The sequence below is a fragment of the Halomonas elongata genome (assembly GCF_029081005.1).
Classification (GTDB): domain Bacteria; phylum Pseudomonadota; class Gammaproteobacteria; order Pseudomonadales; family Halomonadaceae; genus Halomonas; species Halomonas elongata_B.
The window spans coordinates 1-19,190 of the sequence record NZ_JAJQTQ010000024.1; the positions used below are offsets into that span (position 1 = coordinate 1).

The following is a 19,190-nucleotide window of genomic DNA, read 5'->3' on the forward strand; positions in this document are numbered from 1 at the left end:
CCAGTAGCTTTAGCGCCATGGTATGTCTGGCTTGCATAGACCGTTGCCTGCGTGCTGACTTTTCAGACAAAACCTAGTGGCATCAGCCCGCTCTGTTGAAACCACCATGATCCCGAGGATTTCCCAGCTATGGGAGGGAATCCTCCCATAAAGCCGGAATTCCGGTCTTTCCCGCCTGCACCGATGCCACGAAATGACACAACGCACCCAGGGTCAGGCATCGATCAAATCGTTCAGGTTGCTGCCGGGCTACTTTTCCGAACCCATGGCTCATTCCCACGCTGTCGTTGGGTGCCACCATGGTCGCGTATCTGCTAATACAGCGATGACACAGGCAGCCGGATAGGCTACGGTCATTCCAAGAGTCCTCTAACGGCAAGCCGGTATGAGAAAATCTTGTCCCTATAATGGCATGCTTTATGCAATTGAGAAGGCTTTATCATGTGTTCGTATCGAGTTGAGTCTTTCATGTCGGCTTTCGACCCAAAGGAGACATGCCGGCAAAGGCAGCGAGCACGTTCATTGGAGATATGCAGCATGCACGATGATTGGTGTTATGCTGCCGAGCTATACTTAATTATAATGTTTTTCAGTAGGTTATGGGATGTGCGCTGCGCTGTATAACATTGTTGAACGTGCCTTAGCGTTCATTCAATATCAGAGTGTTCCGTCTAATACCTGTTAGGCATGAGCGACGCCAGCTTAACACTGCCACGCCTGTTGAACGTCATCAAAAGTTAACGACTAGGGCCATGGTTCAATGCAATCTTACTCTCCATTTTCAAAAGCTCTCCGCGACCTGCAATCAGCAGACCTGCAGTACCTCAAGCAAGCTTCCGAAGGTTGGTATATCGAGTACAAGCGAGAGGTTCCTAATGCATCAGCCCTAGCTAAAGCACTTTCAGCATTTGCCAACACCTACGGTGGATGGCTTTTTCTTGGGGTTCAGGAGGAATCAAAAGAGAGCCCTGTCGCTGGCTCTTTTCCGGGGATATCGAAAGATGAGGTCGACCCGGCACTCCAGCGGATGCGCAAATCTGCTGCCGACTCACTTAATCCAACACCACACTTCGAAACCTGTGTGCTGTGGGGGCCGGACGCAAGCATCGACCTCGCACAAGATCGTGCGGTCATATGTGCCTGGATTCCGCAAAGCGTTACTGCGCCTCATGTTCACAAGAGTGGCCATATCTACCGCCGCGTTGCCGATTCCTCCGAACCGCGGCCGGAGAATGATCGATTTGTTCTGGACCAGCTCTGGCGTCGCGCTGACGCAATCAAGCGTCACCACAAGGAGTGGTACGACCAAGATCCTGAGTTCTCTGAACGTGAGGAGGAGCTGCCCTATGTTCGACTAATGCTTGTCGCAGATCGCTGGGCAGAACGAGACGTATGGCTCGAGGAAAGCGAAGACGAAGTCCGCGCCTTACTTAGTGAACCTGCTGGTGTGAGCGCAATACCATTTGACACCGTTCATACTTCCTCCGACGGGTTCATCGCTAGGCAGCTTAAAGGCAACGATCCTCAAAATCTAACGCTTACTTGGCGGCTTCGACGGGACCTTACAAGCGATGTTATCATTCCTTTGCCGCTCTATCAGCGTGATCGCCCAGAAAATCTAAGCATCGACTTAAACGGCTACGAATATGCAGAGAACTTCATGGGGGTTCTTGGTAAATATACGACGAGTACATTGAGGGTGGTTGATCTCAACTATTTGTTTAACATCCTCATCGGCGTAGCCGGAATACAGGATCGATTGTGCGAGCTTGCGGGATGGAAGGAAAGCTATTTCTTGAAGGTGAAGGTATTGAACGCTTGGCGAAATATGCTATTTATTGATGTGCAGGAAATTATTCAGAGGTTCGATAAATTTGGGCCACCAATGTGCCTCGACTCTGTCGCACACTTGCCACGAGGCACCGGACCTGAAAGCTACGTTGAGATCTCTCGTCATTCTGACATGGATAACGAAACTGCAAGGATGCTCGTTCAATCACTATTGATGTTTCATCCTCTTGCAGTCTTGTTTGGCGTGCCTAGTTGGATTCCGCATGACGATAACGACACAGTTACGCCTTATCATGAGGCTCTCCAAGGGGCCGGACGTCGAGCAATAGAAGTCCAACGGCGCAGGAACAGCCAGTCCACCCGGTAGGAGCTCTGGGGCGTTCCATCGGAAGGTGATGGGTGCGAAGAAGCAAAAGTGAGGATTTTCTTAACTCGGAGCGCGAGATTTCAACTTTGAAGCGCAACGCCGAAGATCGCCTAACCTGGCGGTAAACCGGACGCTCCGCCGCGTTGCGGCTCCGCGCCGGTTACCTTTTTCGTTATGCAATGGTCAGTGGCACCCGGAGGAGACATGGGAAGCTTTGAAATTACGGAACTGGGCACCGAGAGTTGCCCAGAATGTGGGCGGCAATATCGCGTGCGGTACCAAAGCCTTCCGTTGAAAGATAAAGATGATGCCCGTTGTGTATGCGGCCACGTGTTCCGCAAATGGAATGAAACGGGGATGTATATGTATCAAGAGATCAGCGAAGACCGGGAGTAGCACTGCAGCGCGTTGGAGTGCATTTCCGGCGACGCTGACGATGACGGCGCGGCTGACGCGTCCGGTGTGGAAAATGGGGCAACCAACCAGCCCCATAAGGAGAGAGTAAATGGCTGTAAAGCACACGCCCACTGGCGAAGTACACAAAGGAACCAAAGGCGGCACCACTGGCTGCGGGTTCAATACGCGCGAGAATCCAAGTCATTGGGTAAATACATCCGAACGGATCACGTGCAGTAAAAACGGTTGCAAGAACTGATCAAGCACTTGCATAACAAACGGTTCTAGGCGACCCGGGCAAGCAGCGCGGCTGCTAGCCCGGGTCGCCTGAACAGTGCCGTTATGCGTTACAGGAGGAATTATGCCTGAGAAAAAGCCATACAGACGCCTGAACGTACTTTTGGCGAAGGACGAGTTCTCAGGTAGCGAATACCGCGACCTCCTTAGTCCCGATGCAAAAGTATCCGAACTGGCAATAGAGGAAGCTCACGACTTTGATGGCGTTATATATGTGAAGAACCAAGAGGAAAAGAGACCTCGTTGGGCCCCGTTGATTGACACCTTGGCTGGCACAGAAGTTGATCAACTCTCAAATAGATCGAGCTCCGCCGTGTTTCTTATTCGTGTAGATAGAAAAGTGTTAGCCTTCACGTTCGGTTACGGTCGATTCCTTCTCAATTTAGGGTGCTTTCAGCAAGATTTCGGCTTAAAGACAGCTTTAAATACTCTTAACCATCAAAGCCTTCGAAGTGTTGATCTGCATACGCTTGAAGACCAGCCTATCCAGAAAAGATCGCAAGCCGCACGAGGCTCTGAAGCAAGTGTCTTCGGTATCGATATCTTTCGCGATGTTCTCCGGGCAGTCACTGGTTCGCCACGCTCTGGAGTGGGGTTCAATAACATCTCTGGTGGTGATGCGATTTATTCTTTCAGTCAGGAAATGTTAGTCGAAGAAATGCCTCGTGTAGCCTCACAGCTAATTTACTTTTACGAACTCGATTTATATAAAAGCTCTTTTGGCTGGGTAGACAATATTCGCCGTATTAAGGATGGTGACACTATCTCAGCGCTGGACGGATTGTTGCTGGATGCGGTGAAGAACAAGGACCCAGGGTTGATAATCACGCTTTCGGAAGTCATTGAATGGGACAAGGTTCTAGGCTTCAGCTTTACTAGATCCAAGAAAGATATGACTCCGACTATTGATGCGGACCAATATTTAAATAACGTGGACACAGCTTCTGTATCAATTGAATCGATTAAAAGAGACCGACTGTTTGTAACCGATGTCCATGAAAACGAGTTCGGCCATTCAGTTTACTCTTGTTTGTACTTGGAGCTAGATTCTGGAGATACAAAAAATGTCATATTTGGCGGCAATTGGTATGAGATAGGTAAGTCATTTATGAATGGAGTCGACTCAACACTGGCTATGGTCGCCTTAAGTGATCTAGAGTTTCCCGGAGTCTACGTTTGGGAAGAAGGTGGAAAAGTCAAGATCGAGACTGAGGGCGACTACAATGAAAGAGCCGCCGTGGAGCAAGGATTTTTTCTTTTGGATAAAAAGTTAGTGAAGTGTACACAGACGACCTCACCAATCGAATTGTGTGATTTGCTGACTCAAGATAAGCAGCTTGTTCACGTCAAGCACCGGAAAGGAGGATCAGCAGGATTAAGTCATCTCTTTTCGCAAGGTAGTGTATCGGCTGAAGTAATGTTGGGAGACAAGGAGTTTCGAAAAAAAGCAAGAACGGTACTCCGGCGCGTCAATCCTCGAGCAAGAGATCTTGTGCCATTAAACTCAATTAGAAGTTCCGAGTACGAAGTTATCTTCTTGATCTTGGGTGCTGACGGACAAAGCCTAAAAGAAAGTTTGCCGTTTTTCAGCAAGGTGAATCTTACACGGGTCTATGAAAACCTTTCTCAGCGAGGCTTTACTGTAAAGATCGCCGGCGCTTCACAGATAGAGCGAGATCACGCATAACAATGCAATGCACGCGACAAGCGCGTGCATTGCTGGCGTTATATGAGGACTCTCCGAAAGACCGCTTCTGGCCGAAAGCTGTCCCTTCCGTGAGTACGACGGGTATCCAGATTAAGTGGTTGACGATCTAGCCTTCGTTATCCACGTGGAGCAAACTGGCACGCCTGGGGCACTGCAAAGGGGAACTGACGATGCGCTTGAGGATACTGTCGGACCTGCATCTGGAAGGCTTCGACGAACCGCGAACACTGCCGCAGTCCGATGCCGATCTCGTCATTCTGGCCGGTGACATTCACGCAGGCGTCCAGGGCCTCAGCTGGGCAGTGGAACATTTTTCCGATACGCCTATCCTCTACGTCCCCGGCAATCATGAATTCTACGGCACTGCCATGCCGGCTCTGCGGCGGCAACTGGAGGATGAGGCTGCACGGCTCGGTATCCATCTGCTGGACAATCGCACGCTGACCCTGAACGGTATACGCTTTCATGGCACCACGCTGTGGACCGATTTTGCCCTCTATGCCGGGCAGCCCAACTACGATCCGTCACTCACCGAGGCCAGGGCGCTGGACCTGATGCCAGACTTCCGAATCATCGAGCAGCCGGACGGAGAAGTTTTCACCCCGGCGGAAAGTCGACGCTTGCATGTCAAGGCGTTGGCCTGGTTGGAAAGGGAGCTATCACGGCCATTCAGTGGTCCAAGAGTAGTGATAAGCCACCATGCGCCCCTGTCTGCCTGTATCCCATCACGCTACCGCGGTGATGCACTCTCCCCGGCTTTTGCTTCCCATCTTCCGCAGCTGATGGGCCGCATGGATCTTTGGATTCATGGACATGTGCACGAGCCAGTGGATCTCAATGTGAGCGGAACACGTGTCATCGCCAACCCCGCTGGCTATCCCGACGAGTTCGATCCGCCCTTGTTCTCACCAGACCTGATTTTTGAGGTCAGCCACTCTTGATATGAACTGTATCCGCTGATGAGCTCCTTGCTGTCATAGCCGTCCATCAACCAGTTAATCCGGATACCCAGTACGACTTGATGAGTTCCTCGAGAATCCCAGGTCGTTTCAACCTGCCCCCTTGGTCCCCAGAGGCTCCGAACCTCGAGAAGCCCGAGCCGGTTAGCGCTGCGAGGTTGAGCGATCTCAGCCGGTCGACCAGCGGGCGGGGTGTCTGTGACAGTTGCTCGCTATCCGTTGATGGAGTCGCTCCAGCAGGGTCTGTTCCGTGCCGGGGAGGGCGATCATCCCGAGGTCGGCGTGGGTGTCATCCAGGGTGGCAAGCATTCGCTCGGCCAACCCGGTGCCTTGTTTGATGAAATAGCGTGGCTGGAAGCGCATCGAGCGGGCGAGTGATTCGAGGTGCGATGCCTCGATGCTGCCGGGCCGGTTCTCCCCGTTGACCTGGAAAGCGAAATGCCGTGACAAGCCGCGGTAGAGCGTGGTGCTCATCAGGTCATAGAAGGGTGCCAGCCGTGGCCCTGCTTCGGTGTACAGGAGGGAAAGGTTCTTGGCGTGGCTGTCGTTGTTGCCGATCAACAGGTTGAAGAAGAACCAGCCGATGAGTCGTTGCAGGTCCCTGGCCGGTACGCCGGCATGCTGTAGCAGCTCTCGGCATCTCACAAATCCGGGGCCGCCATCGCTTTCGTACTTGATGCTCGATGGGGTCCCGGCGAGCTGGCAGATATCCAGTTGATGCAGTCTTCGTAATCCTCCTTGCCCGTCGGGGATGCGGTCGTAGCGGCGAACGAGGCAGGCGCGAGTTTCCCGCTGATAGCTGGTTTCCGCTGCATCGAGACCAAGCCGGTTCGCGAGTTGCATGCAGAAGGTCTCGTTCAGTGCAGATCCCCATACACCGTTCAGGCGGCGAATGTCCGGCTTGAGAATATGGCTGGATGGGGCCGATCCCTCCGGGATGGCGGGGAGGCCGTTATCCTGGACCATCAGCAACAGCTTGTCCTGAGCACCGGCCAATGAGATCCGGGTGTCATCGCCGTGCCAGGCAAGTAGCGAGCCTTGCTCGGGATGATGAAGATGCTCGGCCACGGCCTCCCAACTGAGCGGGCGGTAGTGGGGAGAGGCCAGTTCCTCGCCTTGCGGTAACAGGGTGAAACCGCTGGCGGTATCACCGCCGATGGCTTTCAACAGGCCGAAGAGGCTGTTGGTTTGATGGCGGATTTCGAGGTGGTGACGAAGGTCGCCTTCCGGCAGGAGATTTTCGAAGTACGCGATGACATCGTCGCCGACATGGGTGCGGCGGGTAACGGGCAGCGATGGGGAGAGGCTGGTCGCGTGTGGAGAGGCCTGCCAGGTTGGCGCGTACTCGAAGCGAAGTGGTTGGGCGTTGTATAGCCTGCCCACCAGGTCGTGGTCATGGTAGACATCCAGCGCCTGGTCATTCGCCATATGGGGCGTTTCCCTTGCGTTGCACGATGACTTCGAGGCCCATGAGATCCAGCACGTCCAGGACTTTCTGCAATTGCAGCGTGGGTTTGCCGCGTTCCAGGTCCACGATGAAACGGTTGCCGGTGCCGGCCAGTCCGGCCAGGTCGCTTTGCAGCAGTTCCTGTTCGGCTCGGACCTGGCGGACCAGCTTGCCGAGGTCTTCGCTGTGACGAACGTGTTCGCCAAGCGTCTTGGGCGGCTTGAAGTCGGCCATGGACGATCCAGAATTGAGTTACCGTTCGGTAAGTATAGCGTCATGCGCCTGCGCGTACAGCCATGAATTTACCGATCGGTAATTCTTGTCGTCGGCAGACGTCTTCTAACTCAGATTATTACCGATCGGTAATGTCGAGTAGGCAAGCGATTGCCATGGCGTCGGTCGACTCCGTGGCTGGAAGGGGGCGAGAATGGGGTGAGCGGTATCCCCTGACAGAGGAGGTCTGATGTCTCATCAACATGATCATGGCACCCATGGGGGGCACGACAGCCAGCGTCGCCTGGGCTGGGCCATCCTGCTCACGGGTGGCTTCATGGTGGCCGAGCTGGTCGGCGGTGTGCTGTCGGGATCGCTGGCGCTGCTCGCCGATGCGGGGCACATGCTCACCGATGCCGCGGCGTTGGCGCTGGCCCTGTTCGCCGCCTGGATCAGCCGGCGTCCGGCCGATACGCGACGCAGTTATGGGTATCATCGCGTTCAGGTGCTGGCGGCCTTCGTCAATGGCTTGACGTTGATCGCCATCGTCGTCTGGATTGCCATCGAGGCGATCCGTCGGCTGTTCACGCCGATCTCCGTGGCCGGTAGCACCATGCTGGTGATCGCCGGGCTCGGGCTGGTCGTCAATCTGGTGGTCTTCGCCATTCTGCACATGGGGGATCGCGAGAACCTCAATATTCGCGGTGCGGCCCTGCATGTGCTGGGCGATTTGCTGGGCTCGGTGGCCGCGATCGTCGCCGCCGTGGTGATACTGCTGACTGGCTGGACGCCGATCGATCCCTTGTTGTCGCTGCTGGTGGCGGCGCTCATCCTGCGCAGCGCCTGGAAGCTGACGCGGGAGTCCGGGCATATCCTGCTGGAAGGCACGCCGGAAGGCCTGGATGTGGAGCAGGTCAAGCGCGAGCTTGCCGAGCGGCTGCCGGAGGTCCGCGATGTTCATCATGTGCATGCCTGGTCACTGACGCCGGGGCACCATCTGATGTCGCTGCATGCGATTCTGGACGAGGGGGCGGACCAGGAGCGGGTGCTGGTCGAGATCAAGACGATGCTGAGCGACGCTTTCGCCGTCGAGCACTCGACGATCCAGGTCGAGTCGTGGCAGGGCTGTGTCGATGAGACGGGTCACTGAGTGATGGGCGGCGGGCGCCGCCCATCATGACGGCGCGAGGGAAGACTTATTTGTGGCACTGTCACCAGTGGCAGTGATTGGTCACAGCCATGAGCCGGGCTTGTGGCTAGTTAGTGGTCTTCCGGTCGTAATGCCCAGACCGGGTGCTCGGCAAGCCGATCTTCCAGGAATGCCACGAACGCCCGCACTCGGGGCGGCACTAGTTGCCGCTGGGGCATCACCGCGTGAATACCGGTTTCCGGTAGTCGGTAATCCGGCAACACCACTTTCAGCCGGCCGCTGCACAGATGTTCGTGGATATGCCACACCGAGTGCCGGGCGATACCCAGGCCGCCGAGTACCGCCTCGGTGAGCATCTCTCCCTGATTACTGCGTATGCGACCCCCGACCTGTATCGCCTCACTTTGCCCCTGGTTGTCGGTGAGGTGCCAGACATCCTGTCTCTGCCGGCTGCTGGAAAGCACCAGGCATTGGTGGTCGGCAAGATCGGCGGGGCGTTGCGGGGTGCCGTAGCGGTCGAGGTAGCCGGGAGTGGCGCACAGTACCCGTTGGTCGTCGGCCAAGCGTCGGGCCACCCAGCTGGAATCTTCCAGAACGCCGATACGAATGCCCAGGTCGTAGCCCTCGCCCACCAGGTCCGTCATCTGGTCGGTCAGGCTGACACACAGGTCCAGCCGGGGATAGCGGTTCAGGAACTCCGGCAACAGCGGCGAGATGTACTGGCGCCCGAAAGAGTGGGGCAGGGTGACGCGCAGGGTGCCGGTGACATTGTCGGCGCTGCCGCGTAGATCCTGGGTGAGTGCTTCCAGTCCCTCCACCAGGTCGCGGCCTTGTTCCGCCAGCGCCAGCCCCTCCGGGGTGGGATGGAGGCGTCGGGTTGTGCGATGTAACAGCCGCACGTTGAGGCCTTTCTCCAACCGCTGCAGACGCTGACTGGCCACCGCCGACGACAAATCAAGGCTACGGGCGGCGGCGCTGATCGTGCCCAGATCCATCACGCGAAGAAAGAGGGCGATGTCGCTCAGACGATCCATGGCGGGCTCATTATCAATAAAATATTGAAAGTGATTGAAGATAATAAAGGTATCAAGGAAGAAAATTCGAATCTAGCATTCGTCTCATCATTCCTTGAGGGACGTTTCAATGATGACGGCAAGCTCTTCGCGCTCGGTCTCCTGGGCGCTTTACGCCTTGACCATTGGTGCCTTCGGCATCGGCACCACCGAATTCGTGATCATGGGGGTGCTGGAGCAGGTGGCCGCGGATCTGGATGTGAGCATTCGCCGCGCGGGCCTGCTGATTTCCGGCTATGCCCTGGGCGTGTTCGTGGGTGCGCCGTTGCTCACCATCGCCAGTACCCGCTGGCCGCGCAAGACGGTGTTGGTGGTGCTGATGGTTATTTTCACCCTGGGCAACCTTGCCTGCGCACTGGCACCGAGTTACCCCATGCTGATGGTCGCCCGGGTGGTCACTTCCCTGGCACACGGCACCTTTTTCGGCGTCGGTTCGGTGGTCGCCACCGGCCTGGTGGCGCCGGACAAGCGGGCCGGCGCCATCGCGATCATGTTCACCGGCCTGACCGTGGCGACGCTGATGGGCGTACCCGCCGGCGCCTGGCTGGGACATGAGTACGGCTGGCGTACCACCTTCTGGGCAGTCACCGGCGTGGGCATGCTGGCGACTCTGGTGATTGCGCTCGTCGTGCCCCGCGACAGCGGCGACGGCGAGGAATCTGGCTGGCGCGCGAGTCTGGCGGCGATCGGCCGACCAATGGTGTTGCTGGGGCTGCTGATGACGGTGCTCGGCTTCGCCGGGGTGTTCACCGTATTCACCTACATTCAGCCGATGCTGACCGGTATCGCCGGCTTCTCCCAGGAGGCGGTGTCGCTGATTCTGCTGGTGTTCGGCGTCGGCATGATCGTCGGTAACCTGCTCGGCGGAAGACTGGCGGACCGGGGACTGGCGTCGGCGCTGCTGACCACGCTGACAGTGTTGGTCGCCGTACTGGGTCTGTTTCCTTTTGCGCTCGATTACCAATGGACGGCGGTGGTCTTCGTCGGCCTGCTGGGTATGGCCGGCTTCGCCACCGTGGCGCCCTTGCAACTATGGGTGCTTAACCGGGCGGAAGGCGCGGCCAGCCTGGCGTCAAGCTTCAACATCGGCGCGTTCAACCTGGGCAATGCCCTGGGCGCCGGACTGGGTGGTGTGGTGATAGAGCAGGGTGGCGGCTTTACCGCCGTGCCCGGCGCCGCCGCCCTGGTGTCTCTGGCCGGGCTGGCAGTGGCCGCCTGGGCAATCAAGCGAGATCGGGGCACGGCTATCCAGCCCGCCCCGTCAATTTCCTGCGAACAGGAGAGAGTGTGATGGAATACCGTTATCTGGGGCGGTCCGGTTTCAAGATGCCGGCATTGGGTTTCGGGGCCGGTACCTTCGGCGGCAAGGGGCCGCTGTTCAGTGCCTGGGGCAATACCGACGTAGCGCAAGCGAAACGGCTTATCGATGTATGCCTGGATGCCGGCGTCAATCTGTTCGACTCCGCCGATGTGTATTCCGACGGCGCCTCGGAAACGATTCTCGGCGCGGCGATCAAAGGCCGTCGCGACCGAGTGATCGTATCCACCAAGCTGTCGCTGCGCAGCGGCGAGGACGCCAACGACGTCGGCAGTTCCCGCCACCACCTGATCCGCGCTACCGAGCGCGCGCTGAAACGGCTGGAAACCGACTATATCGATGTGCTGCAGCTGCATCATTTCGACGCCATGACGCCGGTGGAAGACGTCATGTCGGCGCTGGATGATCTGGTGCGGGCCGGCAAGGTGCGCTACCTGGGCGCTTCCAATTTCTCCGGTTGGCAGTTGATGAAGTCCCAGAGCGTCGCCGAACGCTACGGGTATGCGCGCTTCGTGGCCAACCAGACGTACTACTCGTTGGTGGGCCGGGATTACGAGTGGGAACTGATGCCCCTGGGACAGGACCAGGGGCTGGGTGCCTTGGTGTGGAGCCCGCTGGGCTGGGGGCGTCTGACCGGCAAGATTCGTCGTGGCCAGCCGCTACCCGCGGGGAGTCGTCTTCACGAGACAGAGGGGTTCGCGCCACCGGTACCGGACGAACGATTGTATCGGGTATTGGATGTGTTGTTCGAGATTGCCGAGGAAGTCGACAAGACCGTACCGCAGGTGGCGATCAACTGGTTGCTGCGACGGCCGACGGTGTCGTCGGTGCTGATTGGCGCCCGGGACGAAACCCAGTTGCGGCAGAATCTCGGCGCCGTCGGCTGGTGTCTCGACGACGCTCAGGTCGCGCGTCTGGATGCGGCGAGTGCGGTGACCCCGCCTTACCCCTATTACCCTTATTGGAACGGTCAGTTCGCGGAACGTAATCCACCATTGGTATGACTGAAGCGCACTGAAAAAGGGGCGCTCAGGAGGCGGTGTGAATGGGCGGCGGGCGCCGCCCATCACGACGGCGTGAGCGGAGACTTATCCGGGAACGCCCTGGCTGCCCAGGTAATCGTCATAACTGCCACTGAAATCGACGATGCCGTCGTCTTTCATCTCGATGATGCGCGTGGCCAGCGAGCCGACGAATTCCCGGTCGTGGCTGACAAAGATCAGCGTGCCGGCATAGTGTTCCAGTGCCAGGTTGAGCGCTTCGATGGACTCCATGTCCAGGTGGTTCGTGGGCTCATCCATGATCAGCACATTGGGCTGTTGCAGGATGAGCTTGCCGAAGAGCATGCGCCCCTGTTCGCCACCCGAGATGACCTTCACCGACTTGCCGATTTCATCGTTGGAGAACAGCATCCGCCCCAGGGCGCCGCGCACGGTCTGCTCGCCGCCGGTCGTCCACTGCTGCATCCATTCGAACAGCGTCTCGCCGCCGTCGAAATCTGCCGCGTGGTCCTGTGCGAAATAACCGACTTCAGCGGCATCGGTCCATTTCACTTCACCGGCATCGGGCGGCATCGTGCCCATCACGCAGTTGAGCAGGGTGGTCTTGCCGATGCCATTGGGCCCGATGATGGCCACGCGTTCCCCCGCTTCGACTCGCAGGCCGAGGCGCTCGAACAGAACGTTGTCGCCCCAGGCCTTGGAGAGGTCTTCCACGTTCAGGGCCTGACGGTGAATCTTCCTGTTCTGCTCGAAGCGAATGAAGGGGCTGACGCGCGAGGAGGGCTTGACCTCCTCGAGCTGAATCTTGTCGATCTTGCGCTGACGCGACGTCGCCTGCTTGGCCTTGGAGGCATTGGCCGAGAAGCGGCTGACGAATTGCTGCAGTTCGGCGATTTCCGCCTTCTTCCTGGCATTCTCGGCGTGCAGGCGCTCCCGCGCCTGAGTAGCGGCGGTCATGTACTCATCGTAATTGCCGGGAAACAGCTGTAGCTCGCCGTAGTCCAGATCCGCCATGTGGGTACAGACACTATTCAGGAAGTGGCGGTCGTGGGAGATGATGATCATGGTCGACGAGCGTGCCTTGAGGATGTCCTCCAGCCAGCGAATCGTGTTGATATCGAGGTGGTTGGTCGGCTCATCGAGCAGCAGCACGTCGGGGTCGCTGAACAGCGCCTGGGCCAGCAGCACGCGGAGTTTCCAGCCCGGCGCGACAACGCTCATCGGCTGGTCGTGCTGCTCGAGGGGAATGCCCAGGCCCAGCAGCAGCTCGCCGGCACGGGCCTCGGCGGTATAGCCATCGAGTTCGGCAAAGCGCACTTCGAGATCGGCGACCGCCATGCCATCTTCTTCACTCATCTCGGCCTGCGAGTAGATGCGCTCACGCTCCGCGGTGACGTTCCAGAGTTCTTCGTTGCCCATGATCACCGTATCGATGACACGCTCGTTCTCGAAGGCAAACTGATCCTGGCGCAACTTGCCCAGTCGCGTGGTGGCGTCTTTCATCACCTGACCGCTGGTAGGCTCCAGGTCTCCCCCGAGAATCTTGATCAGGGTCGATTTGCCGCAGCCGTTGGCCCCGATCAGGCCGTAGCGATGGCCCTGGCCGAATTTGACGGAAACGTTTTCGAACAGCGGCTTGGGGCCAAACTGCATGGTGATGTTGGCAGTAGAGAGCACGGCGGAGAATCTCGCGGGAGGATCATGAATGAGAGACTTCGGCCGACACCGGGAGCGGCTTGGACCAAAGGGGAGGGCGCATTGTACGCGCCGGACCGCGGGGCTATCTACACGCACTGCCGACCGGCCGCGTCAGCGCGGTTCGGCATCCAGCCGTCTCCACGGTGGGATCATGCCTTGACCTCGAGCAACTCACTCCAGCGAGTGGTATAGCGCGATGAGAGGTTGCCGCAGCGCAGCTTCCAGGGGGCGTTGGCGGCGGGGAGGCCGAAGCCGATGGTGTGGCGGCCCATGCGCCGGTTCAGGGTATCCAGCGTATTCATCAGGCGTTCGCCGCATTGGCGTTCGGCGTCGTCGGGGGCGTCCAGCAGCGAGAGCTGCTGGTGCTCGATGTCCAGCAGGTCGAGCAGCATCACGCCGGCCTTCATGTAGTGGTAACCGGGACGATGGATGCGGGCCAGTGCCCGGCGGGCGGTGGCGATGATCGGTCGGCTGTCGTTGGTGGGATGGGGCAGCTCGACGACGAGTCCGGGCGTGTGCTGGGGCTGGTCGTGGCGGTGTCGGTTGGTCCTGAGGAAGACGTACAGGGCGCAGGCCAGACCGCGCTGGTGCCGCAGTTTCTCGGCGGCGTGCTGGGCATGCTGGCCGATGGCCTCGCGCAGATGCCGCCATTCGCCGGTGGCACGACCGAAGGAGCGGGAGACCATGATGCGCTGGCGAGCCTCGTCGTCCTGCATGGTGATGCAGCCGATGCCACGCAACTCGAGGAGGGTGCGTTCCAGCACCACGGAGTGATGGCGGCGCAGGGTCTTGGCGTCGGCGTTTCGCAGGTCCCAGGCGTTGCGCAGGCCCAGCAGCGCCAGGCGTTCGGCCATGCGACGGCCCAGTCCCCAGATATCGCCGAGCGGGGTGCGCTGCAGCAGGTGCCGTGTCTCGTCGCCATCGGCGGCAAGGACACAGACGCCCCGATACGCGGCGGATGACTTGGCGACATGATTGGCGAGCTTGGCGAGGGTGTGGGTGGGCCCGACGCCGACGCACACGGGCAGGCCGGTATGGCGCCGCACGTCGTCGTACAACGAACGAGCCAGGCGCCGCAGCGCGGCATCGTCGAAGCCTTCGAGCCGCACGAACATCTCGTCGATGGAGTAGGGCTCCACCTCGTCGACCCTGTCCTCGAGTACCATCCTGACGCGGGCCGACATGTCGCCGTAGAGTTCGTAGTTGGAAGACTGCAGGTGGATTTCGCCACGTTGCAGGCAGGACTGCAGCCTGAAGGCCGGGGTGCCCATTTCCACGCCCATGGCCTTGAGCTCGCTGGAGCGAGCGATGACACAGCCATCGTTGTTGGACAGCACGCCTACGGGCCGGCCCTCCAGGCGCGGCTGGAAGACACGCTCGCAGCTCACGTAGAAGTTGTTGCAGTCGACCAGTCCGATCATATCGGGAACTCATGAATGACCGAGCGCACCACGCCCCATATCTGCAGGCTCTGTTCATTGACGGGGATGGGCGCGTGTTCGGGATGCCCGGAGCAGAGGAAGGCGCGGCCGTGGCGCTGTTCGAGGCGCTTCACGACGATCTCGCCGTCGACCAGGGCGATGACGATGTTTCCGAAGCGGGCCGTCACCGAGCGGTCCACGATCAGGATATCACCGTGGTGAATGGCATGGGCCTGCATGCTGTGCCCCTCGACACGCATGAAGAAGGTCGCGGCAGGGTGTTTCACCAGGCGTTCGTTGAGGTCCAGTGTGCGTTCGGCATAGTTCTCCGCGGGAGAGGGGAAGCCGGTGAGCCCCGCCCGTGCGGTGGTCGACGGGAAGGCACCGGGGCGCTGCGGCGGCGTCTGGGGGGTGGTGTCAGGCATGATGCGGCACCCGAATGCTGTATTTATATATAGTATCGGGCGGGAGGTGGCGGCAAGGCAAGTCCGTTTGCGCTGGATGACCTGTGGGGAGAATGCTTCATTCGTGGAGGTTAAGGCTCTCATGGCCTATCGAGGATGTCTTACAGGATGTGCCTCCAATGGCGTGCGGAGCCGTCGGAAGGGATGCGCCATGCTCAAGGTGTGACGCAGATTCCGCCATGCGTGCTGCCCCTCCTTCTCGGCTCGCGTTCCCCTGCTGCGTCACGCTCTCGGCACCCCGGCCATTCAGGCCGGGGTGCCGTCTTGTTGATGGGCCGTCGTTTGCTTGCCGCCGGCGACCGGATATGGCTCATCCCAGCAGCAGGGCGCCGTAGCCGATGCCGAAGCACACGACCAGGGCGGGGTGGACCCGGGTCGTCGTGAGCAGGAGGGCGGCGACTCCGCCGATGATGGCGGTATGCAGCCAGCCGAGGGTGTCGAGGCCTTCGTTCAGGAAAGACCAGGTCAGGTAAGCCATCAGCACCATCACCACCGGGCGGACCCACTGGCTCATGGCCCTGACCCGGGGCGAGTTCCGATAGCGGTAGAGTGTGCCGAGGGCGACCAGCATCAGCAGCAGCGAGGGGGCGACAGTGGCCAGCACGGCGATCAGCGCGCCGGGTAGGCCGGCCACGTCGTGGCCGATGTAGCCGGCCATCTTGGTGGCGATGGGGCTGGGCAGGGCATTGCCCAGCGCCAGGGTCTCGGCGAATCCCTGGGAGGTCATCCAGCCATAGCGGCCGACCACCTCGTTCTCGATCAGCGGGATGATGGCGGGGCCGCCGCCGTAGCCGACGATGTTGGGCACGAAGAAGGCCAGGAACAGTTGCCAGTAGATCATCGGGTGGGCTCCTCGGCCGAGGTTCGGCGCATGGGACGCAACAGGGCGGCGATCAGGATGGCGCCGATCACCAGGCCCGGATGCAGCCCCAGGCCATGGATCAGGCCGCCGGCGGCGAACCCCAGCATCACGGTCGCCAGCCAGCCCAGGCCGGCTCGCGACTTGGCGAAGAAGTCGAACGTCAACTGGGCCATCATGACCATCACCACGGGAATCACGCCCTGGCCCATGCCCTGGACCCAACGCTGGTCGCCGTGGCGGGCGTACAGGCCCAGCAGGGCGATCATCGCCAGGATCAAGGGCACGGTGACGGCGACGACCGCGTTGACGGCGCCCAGCGGGCCGCCCACCCGATAGCCGATGTAGCCGGCCATCTTGGTGGCGATGGGGCCGGGCAGGGTGTTGCCGATGGCCAGCACGTCGGAGAAGCCGTCATCGTCCAGCCAGGCGTGGCGTTGGACGGCCTCCCGACGAACCAGCGGAATCATCGAGGGACCGCCGCCGAAGCCGAACAGGCCGACGCGCAGGAAGGCCATGAAGAGTCGAGTCTGCCGTTGCCACATGGTCACAGCACCGCGATGCTGGCGTCGGTGCGTGGCTCGGTGCCCCCGCTGTAAACGCCGCTGTCGGGATCGCGCAGGATGACCTGACCACGCCCGAAACTGCGCTCGTCATGAGCGATCCGCATGTCGTGGCCGCGCTCGGCCATCGCCTTGACGAGATGCGCCGGATAGCCGCGCTCGATGCCGATGCGTCGATCGCCCAGCCACTGCCAGCGGGGCGCGTCGAGGGCGGCCTGGGGGTTGAGGCCGAAGTCGACCAGGTTCATCACCACCTGCACATGCCCCTGGGGTTGCATGTAGCCGCCCATCACGCCGAACGGGCCGAGCGCCTTGCCGCCTCGGGTCAGAAAGCCGGGGATGATGGTGTGGTAGGTCTGCTTGCCGGGCGCCAGGGCATTGTCGTGGTTCGGGTCGAGGCTGAAGTCGTGACCGCGATTCTGCAGGGCGATGCCGGTACCGGGTACCACCACGCCGGAGCCGAAGCCGTGATAGTTGCTCTGGATGTAGGACACCATGTTGCCCTCGGCATCGGCGGTGGCCAGGTAGACCGTGCCGCCGGCGGGCGGCGTGCCGGGGGCGGGCGTCAGGGCGTGGTCGTCGATCAGTCGGCGTCGCGACTCGGTGTAGGCATCGCTCAGCAGGGCCTCGACGGACTGGCTCATGTGGTCGGGCTGGGTGATGTAGGCCTGGCCGTCGGCGAAGGCGAGTTTCATGGCCTCGAGTTGACGGTGCAGCACGTCGGGGTCGTCGCGGTGGCCGGGCTCGAACCCATCGAGGATACGCAAGGCCATCAGAGCCACCAGGCCTTGCCCGTTGGGGGGAATCTCCCAAACATCGACGTCGCGGTAGCGTGCCGAGATGGGCGAGACCCATGTCGGCCGGTAACCGGCCAGGTCCTCGGCACGCAGATAGCCGCCGGTGCGGCGCGAGAAGGCGTCGATGCGCTCGGCGAGCTCGCCGCGATAGAAGCTCTCGGCGTCGGTCTCGGCGATACGTTCGAGCGTGGCGGCCTGATCGGCGCAACGATGCCACTCACCGGCTCGGGGTGCCCGGCCGTTCGGGGTAAAGGTCTCGAACCAGGTCTGGGTCGCTTCGCCCTCCAGGTGGCGACGGAAGGTGGCCTCGTCGCGTTGCCACAGGCTGGCGATCACCGGCGAGACGGGAAACCCATCGCGGGCCAGGCGGATGGCGGGTGCCAGCAGGCTGGCGAAGTCGAGCCTGCCGAAGCGTCGCGATAGCTCGGCCCAGGCGGCGGGCGTGCCGGGCACGGTGACCGGCGTCCAGCCATGCAGGGGCATCTCGGCATGGCCGGCGGCGGCCACGGCCTCCGGCGTCAGGGCGGCCGGCGCGGTGCCGCTGGCGTTGAGACCATGGAGATGGCCATTGCCGGTATCGTCGCTGGCGATCCACACCAGGGCGAAGGCGTCGCCGCCGATGCCGCAGCCGGTGGGCTCGACGACGGTCAGTGCCGCCGCCGTGGCGATGGCAGCATCCACGGCGTTGCCGCCCTGGGCCAGGATATCGCGACCCACCTGGCTGGCCTGCGGCTGGGACGCCGCCACCATGCCGTGACGTGCGTAGGTGAGGCTGCGCTGCGAGGCATAGGGGGTGGAGGCGGAAAGGGGTGTTGGCATGCCATCTCCTGCTGAATTAAATCGTTTATAATAAAAAAATCGATTTTATGGCAATGACTATGGCGTCAGAATTGGATACCGTCAACCGAGGACATGCCCCGTGGGGGCGATCAGCCAGAGCGATATCATGAGCACTGTCATGAGTACACCAGACGCCAGCGGGGCCGACTCGGTTTCATCGGGCGCTACCGCCGCCAGCCGGGTCTTCGATGCCCTCAAGCAGGATCTGATTTGCGGACGTTTTGCGGCCGGGGAGAAGCTCGCCATCGGCAGCCTGAAAACCCACTATCGGGTGGGGCTCAGCCCGTTGCGCGAGGCGCTCAACCGCCTGGCTGCCTATGGGTTGCTGGAGCAGGTCAACCAGCGCGGTTTTCGCGTACCGGCCCTGAGACTCGATGAGCTGGACGACATCGCCGACCTGCGCAGTCAGCTCGAGTGCAAGGCGTTGACCCAGGCCTTCCAGTACGGCGATGCCGAATGGGAGTCGCAACTGCTGGCGGCGCATCATCGGCTGCGGCGTGCCGATGAACGGCCGGAGCATGTGGAGGAGTGGGAGCAGGCGCACCTGCGCTTTCATCGGACGCTGCTGGCGCCCTGTGGCTCGCCGTGGCTGTTGCGTTTCATCGAGCAGTTGCATGATCAGTTTGATCGTTACCGGCGCCTGGCGCCGCCCGACCCCGGGGTTCGCGAGGTGCTCGACCGGCAGCATGGCGAACTGGTGCAACTGGCGATGGCGCGACGCATTTCACAGGCCCGGGCGTTGCTCGACGAGCACATCGGCCTGTCGCATGGCGTGGCGCGGGGCGCCTGCTCGGCCCCCTGAGTGCTTTTCGTACAAGATCTAGGCGA

Annotated in this window: 16 protein-coding genes; 7 read left to right on the forward strand and 9 right to left on the reverse strand. The window is 60.4% G+C overall.

What is annotated here, in order from left to right:
* The first annotated feature begins 760 nt into the window (after positions 1-760).
* From LU493_RS15215 to LU493_RS15225, 3 genes are all read left to right on the forward strand, one after another.
* Positions 761-2,158 (forward strand): AlbA family DNA-binding domain-containing protein, encoded by a 1,398-nt coding sequence (locus LU493_RS15215; RefSeq protein ID WP_275288646.1) that lies wholly within the window; start codon positions 761-763, stop codon positions 2,156-2,158.
* Between the two features lie 757 nt (positions 2,159-2,915).
* Entirely contained in the window at positions 2,916-4,538 is a 1,623-nt protein-coding gene (locus LU493_RS15220) for a TIGR04141 family sporadically distributed protein (protein WP_275288647.1), read from the forward strand.
* Between the two features lie 191 nt (positions 4,539-4,729).
* Positions 4,730-5,500, forward strand: coding sequence for a metallophosphoesterase (locus LU493_RS15225; protein WP_275288648.1), 771 nt, complete (start codon positions 4,730-4,732; stop codon positions 5,498-5,500).
* A gap of 186 nt (positions 5,501-5,686) precedes the next feature.
* On the opposite strand, the gene LU493_RS15230 is transcribed toward LU493_RS15225, so the two are convergent.
* Together LU493_RS15230 and LU493_RS15235 are read right to left on the reverse strand one after the other, a co-directional pair.
* On the reverse strand, positions 5,687-6,946 hold the full coding sequence (locus LU493_RS15230) for a type II toxin-antitoxin system HipA family toxin (RefSeq protein WP_275288649.1): 1,260 nt from the start codon (positions 6,944-6,946) through the stop codon (positions 5,687-5,689).
* The gene (locus tag LU493_RS15235; RefSeq protein ID WP_275288650.1) at positions 6,936-7,199 is read right to left on the reverse strand and encodes a helix-turn-helix transcriptional regulator; all 264 of its coding nucleotides are present in this window, start codon (positions 7,197-7,199) and stop codon (positions 6,936-6,938) included. Before LU493_RS15235 ends, LU493_RS15230 begins: the two co-directional genes overlap by 11 nt.
* A 229-nt stretch (positions 7,200-7,428) precedes the next feature.
* On the opposite strand from LU493_RS15235, the gene LU493_RS15240 reads away from it, so the two are divergent.
* Complete coding sequence (locus tag LU493_RS15240) at positions 7,429-8,328, forward strand: cation diffusion facilitator family transporter (RefSeq protein WP_275288651.1); 900 nt, start codon at positions 7,429-7,431, stop codon at positions 8,326-8,328.
* Positions 8,329-8,438: 110 nt separating this feature from the next.
* Here LU493_RS15240 and LU493_RS15245 read toward each other — a convergent pair whose 3' ends face one another.
* The gene (locus LU493_RS15245) at positions 8,439-9,362 is read right to left on the reverse strand and encodes a LysR family transcriptional regulator (RefSeq protein ID WP_275288652.1); all 924 of its coding nucleotides are present in this window, start codon (positions 9,360-9,362) and stop codon (positions 8,439-8,441) included.
* Between the two features lie 109 nt (positions 9,363-9,471).
* Here LU493_RS15245 and LU493_RS15250 point away from each other — a divergent pair, with 109 nt between their 5' ends.
* Positions 9,472-10,692: an MFS transporter gene (locus tag LU493_RS15250; protein WP_275288653.1), complete on the forward strand. Its 1,221-nt coding sequence runs from the start codon at positions 9,472-9,474 to the stop codon at positions 10,690-10,692.
* Positions 10,692-11,723 (forward strand): aldo/keto reductase, encoded by a 1,032-nt coding sequence (locus LU493_RS15255; protein ID WP_275288654.1) that lies wholly within the window; start codon positions 10,692-10,694, stop codon positions 11,721-11,723. Before LU493_RS15250 ends, LU493_RS15255 begins: the two co-directional genes overlap by 1 nt.
* An 84-nt stretch (positions 11,724-11,807) precedes the next feature.
* Here LU493_RS15255 and LU493_RS15260 read toward each other — a convergent pair whose 3' ends face one another.
* The 6 genes from LU493_RS15260 to LU493_RS15285 all read right to left on the reverse strand — a co-directional run bounded on the left by LU493_RS15260 (position 11,808) and on the right by LU493_RS15285 (position 18,341).
* Positions 11,808-13,397: an ABC-F family ATPase gene (locus LU493_RS15260; protein WP_275288655.1), complete on the reverse strand. Its 1,590-nt coding sequence runs from the start codon at positions 13,395-13,397 to the stop codon at positions 11,808-11,810.
* A gap of 170 nt (positions 13,398-13,567) precedes the next feature.
* The gene (locus LU493_RS15265) at positions 13,568-14,839 is read right to left on the reverse strand and encodes a Y-family DNA polymerase (protein ID WP_275288656.1); all 1,272 of its coding nucleotides are present in this window, start codon (positions 14,837-14,839) and stop codon (positions 13,568-13,570) included.
* The gene (locus LU493_RS15270; protein WP_275288657.1) at positions 14,836-15,264 is read right to left on the reverse strand and encodes a LexA family protein; all 429 of its coding nucleotides are present in this window, start codon (positions 15,262-15,264) and stop codon (positions 14,836-14,838) included. Before LU493_RS15270 ends, LU493_RS15265 begins: the two co-directional genes overlap by 4 nt.
* Positions 15,265-15,613: 349 nt before the next feature.
* Entirely contained in the window at positions 15,614-16,144 is a 531-nt protein-coding gene (locus LU493_RS15275; RefSeq protein ID WP_275288658.1) for a chromate transporter, read from the reverse strand.
* A complete protein-coding gene (locus tag LU493_RS15280) occupies positions 16,141-16,707 on the reverse strand; it encodes a chromate transporter (RefSeq protein WP_275288659.1) in 567 nt (188 codons plus the stop codon). The genes LU493_RS15275 and LU493_RS15280 overlap by 4 nt, the downstream gene beginning before the upstream one ends.
* 2 nt (positions 16,708-16,709) lie before the next feature.
* A complete protein-coding gene (locus tag LU493_RS15285) occupies positions 16,710-18,341 on the reverse strand; it encodes a gamma-glutamyltransferase family protein (RefSeq protein ID WP_275288660.1) in 1,632 nt (543 codons plus the stop codon).
* A 139-nt stretch (positions 18,342-18,480) separates the two neighbouring features.
* Here LU493_RS15285 and LU493_RS15290 point away from each other — a divergent pair, with 139 nt between their 5' ends.
* Positions 18,481-19,164, forward strand: a complete 684-nt coding sequence (locus tag LU493_RS15290; RefSeq protein WP_275288661.1) for a GntR family transcriptional regulator — start codon at positions 18,481-18,483, stop codon at positions 19,162-19,164.
* Positions 19,165-19,190 lie beyond the last annotated feature (26 nt).

Bases quoted from the DNA above. Each gene is read 5' to 3' on its own strand.
- LU493_RS15250 (WP_275288653.1), top strand. From the start codon at position 9,472: ATGATGACGGCAAGCTCTTCGCGCTCGGTCTCCTGGGCGCTTTACGCC.
- LU493_RS15280 (WP_275288659.1), bottom strand. From the start codon at position 16,707: ATGTGGCAACGGCAGACTCGACTCTTCATGGCCTTCCTGCGCGTCGGC.
- LU493_RS15290 (WP_275288661.1), top strand. From the start codon at position 18,481: ATGAGTACACCAGACGCCAGCGGGGCCGACTCGGTTTCATCGGGCGCT.
- LU493_RS15230 (WP_275288649.1), bottom strand. From the start codon at position 6,946: ATGGCGAATGACCAGGCGCTGGATGTCTACCATGACCACGACCTGGTG.
- LU493_RS15265 (WP_275288656.1), bottom strand. From the start codon at position 14,839: ATGATCGGACTGGTCGACTGCAACAACTTCTACGTGAGCTGCGAGCGT.
- LU493_RS15285 (WP_275288660.1), bottom strand. From the start codon at position 18,341: ATGCCAACACCCCTTTCCGCCTCCACCCCCTATGCCTCGCAGCGCAGC.
- LU493_RS15225 (WP_275288648.1), top strand. From the start codon at position 4,730: ATGCGCTTGAGGATACTGTCGGACCTGCATCTGGAAGGCTTCGACGAA.
- LU493_RS15245 (WP_275288652.1), bottom strand. From the start codon at position 9,362: ATGGATCGTCTGAGCGACATCGCCCTCTTTCTTCGCGTGATGGATCTG.
- LU493_RS15235 (WP_275288650.1), bottom strand. From the start codon at position 7,199: ATGGCCGACTTCAAGCCGCCCAAGACGCTTGGCGAACACGTTCGTCAC.
- LU493_RS15215 (WP_275288646.1), top strand. From the start codon at position 761: ATGCAATCTTACTCTCCATTTTCAAAAGCTCTCCGCGACCTGCAATCA.
- LU493_RS15270 (WP_275288657.1), bottom strand. From the start codon at position 15,264: ATGCCTGACACCACCCCCCAGACGCCGCCGCAGCGCCCCGGTGCCTTC.
- LU493_RS15240 (WP_275288651.1), top strand. From the start codon at position 7,429: ATGTCTCATCAACATGATCATGGCACCCATGGGGGGCACGACAGCCAG.
- LU493_RS15275 (WP_275288658.1), bottom strand. From the start codon at position 16,144: ATGATCTACTGGCAACTGTTCCTGGCCTTCTTCGTGCCCAACATCGTC.
- LU493_RS15255 (WP_275288654.1), top strand. From the start codon at position 10,692: ATGGAATACCGTTATCTGGGGCGGTCCGGTTTCAAGATGCCGGCATTG.
- LU493_RS15220 (WP_275288647.1), top strand. From the start codon at position 2,916: ATGCCTGAGAAAAAGCCATACAGACGCCTGAACGTACTTTTGGCGAAG.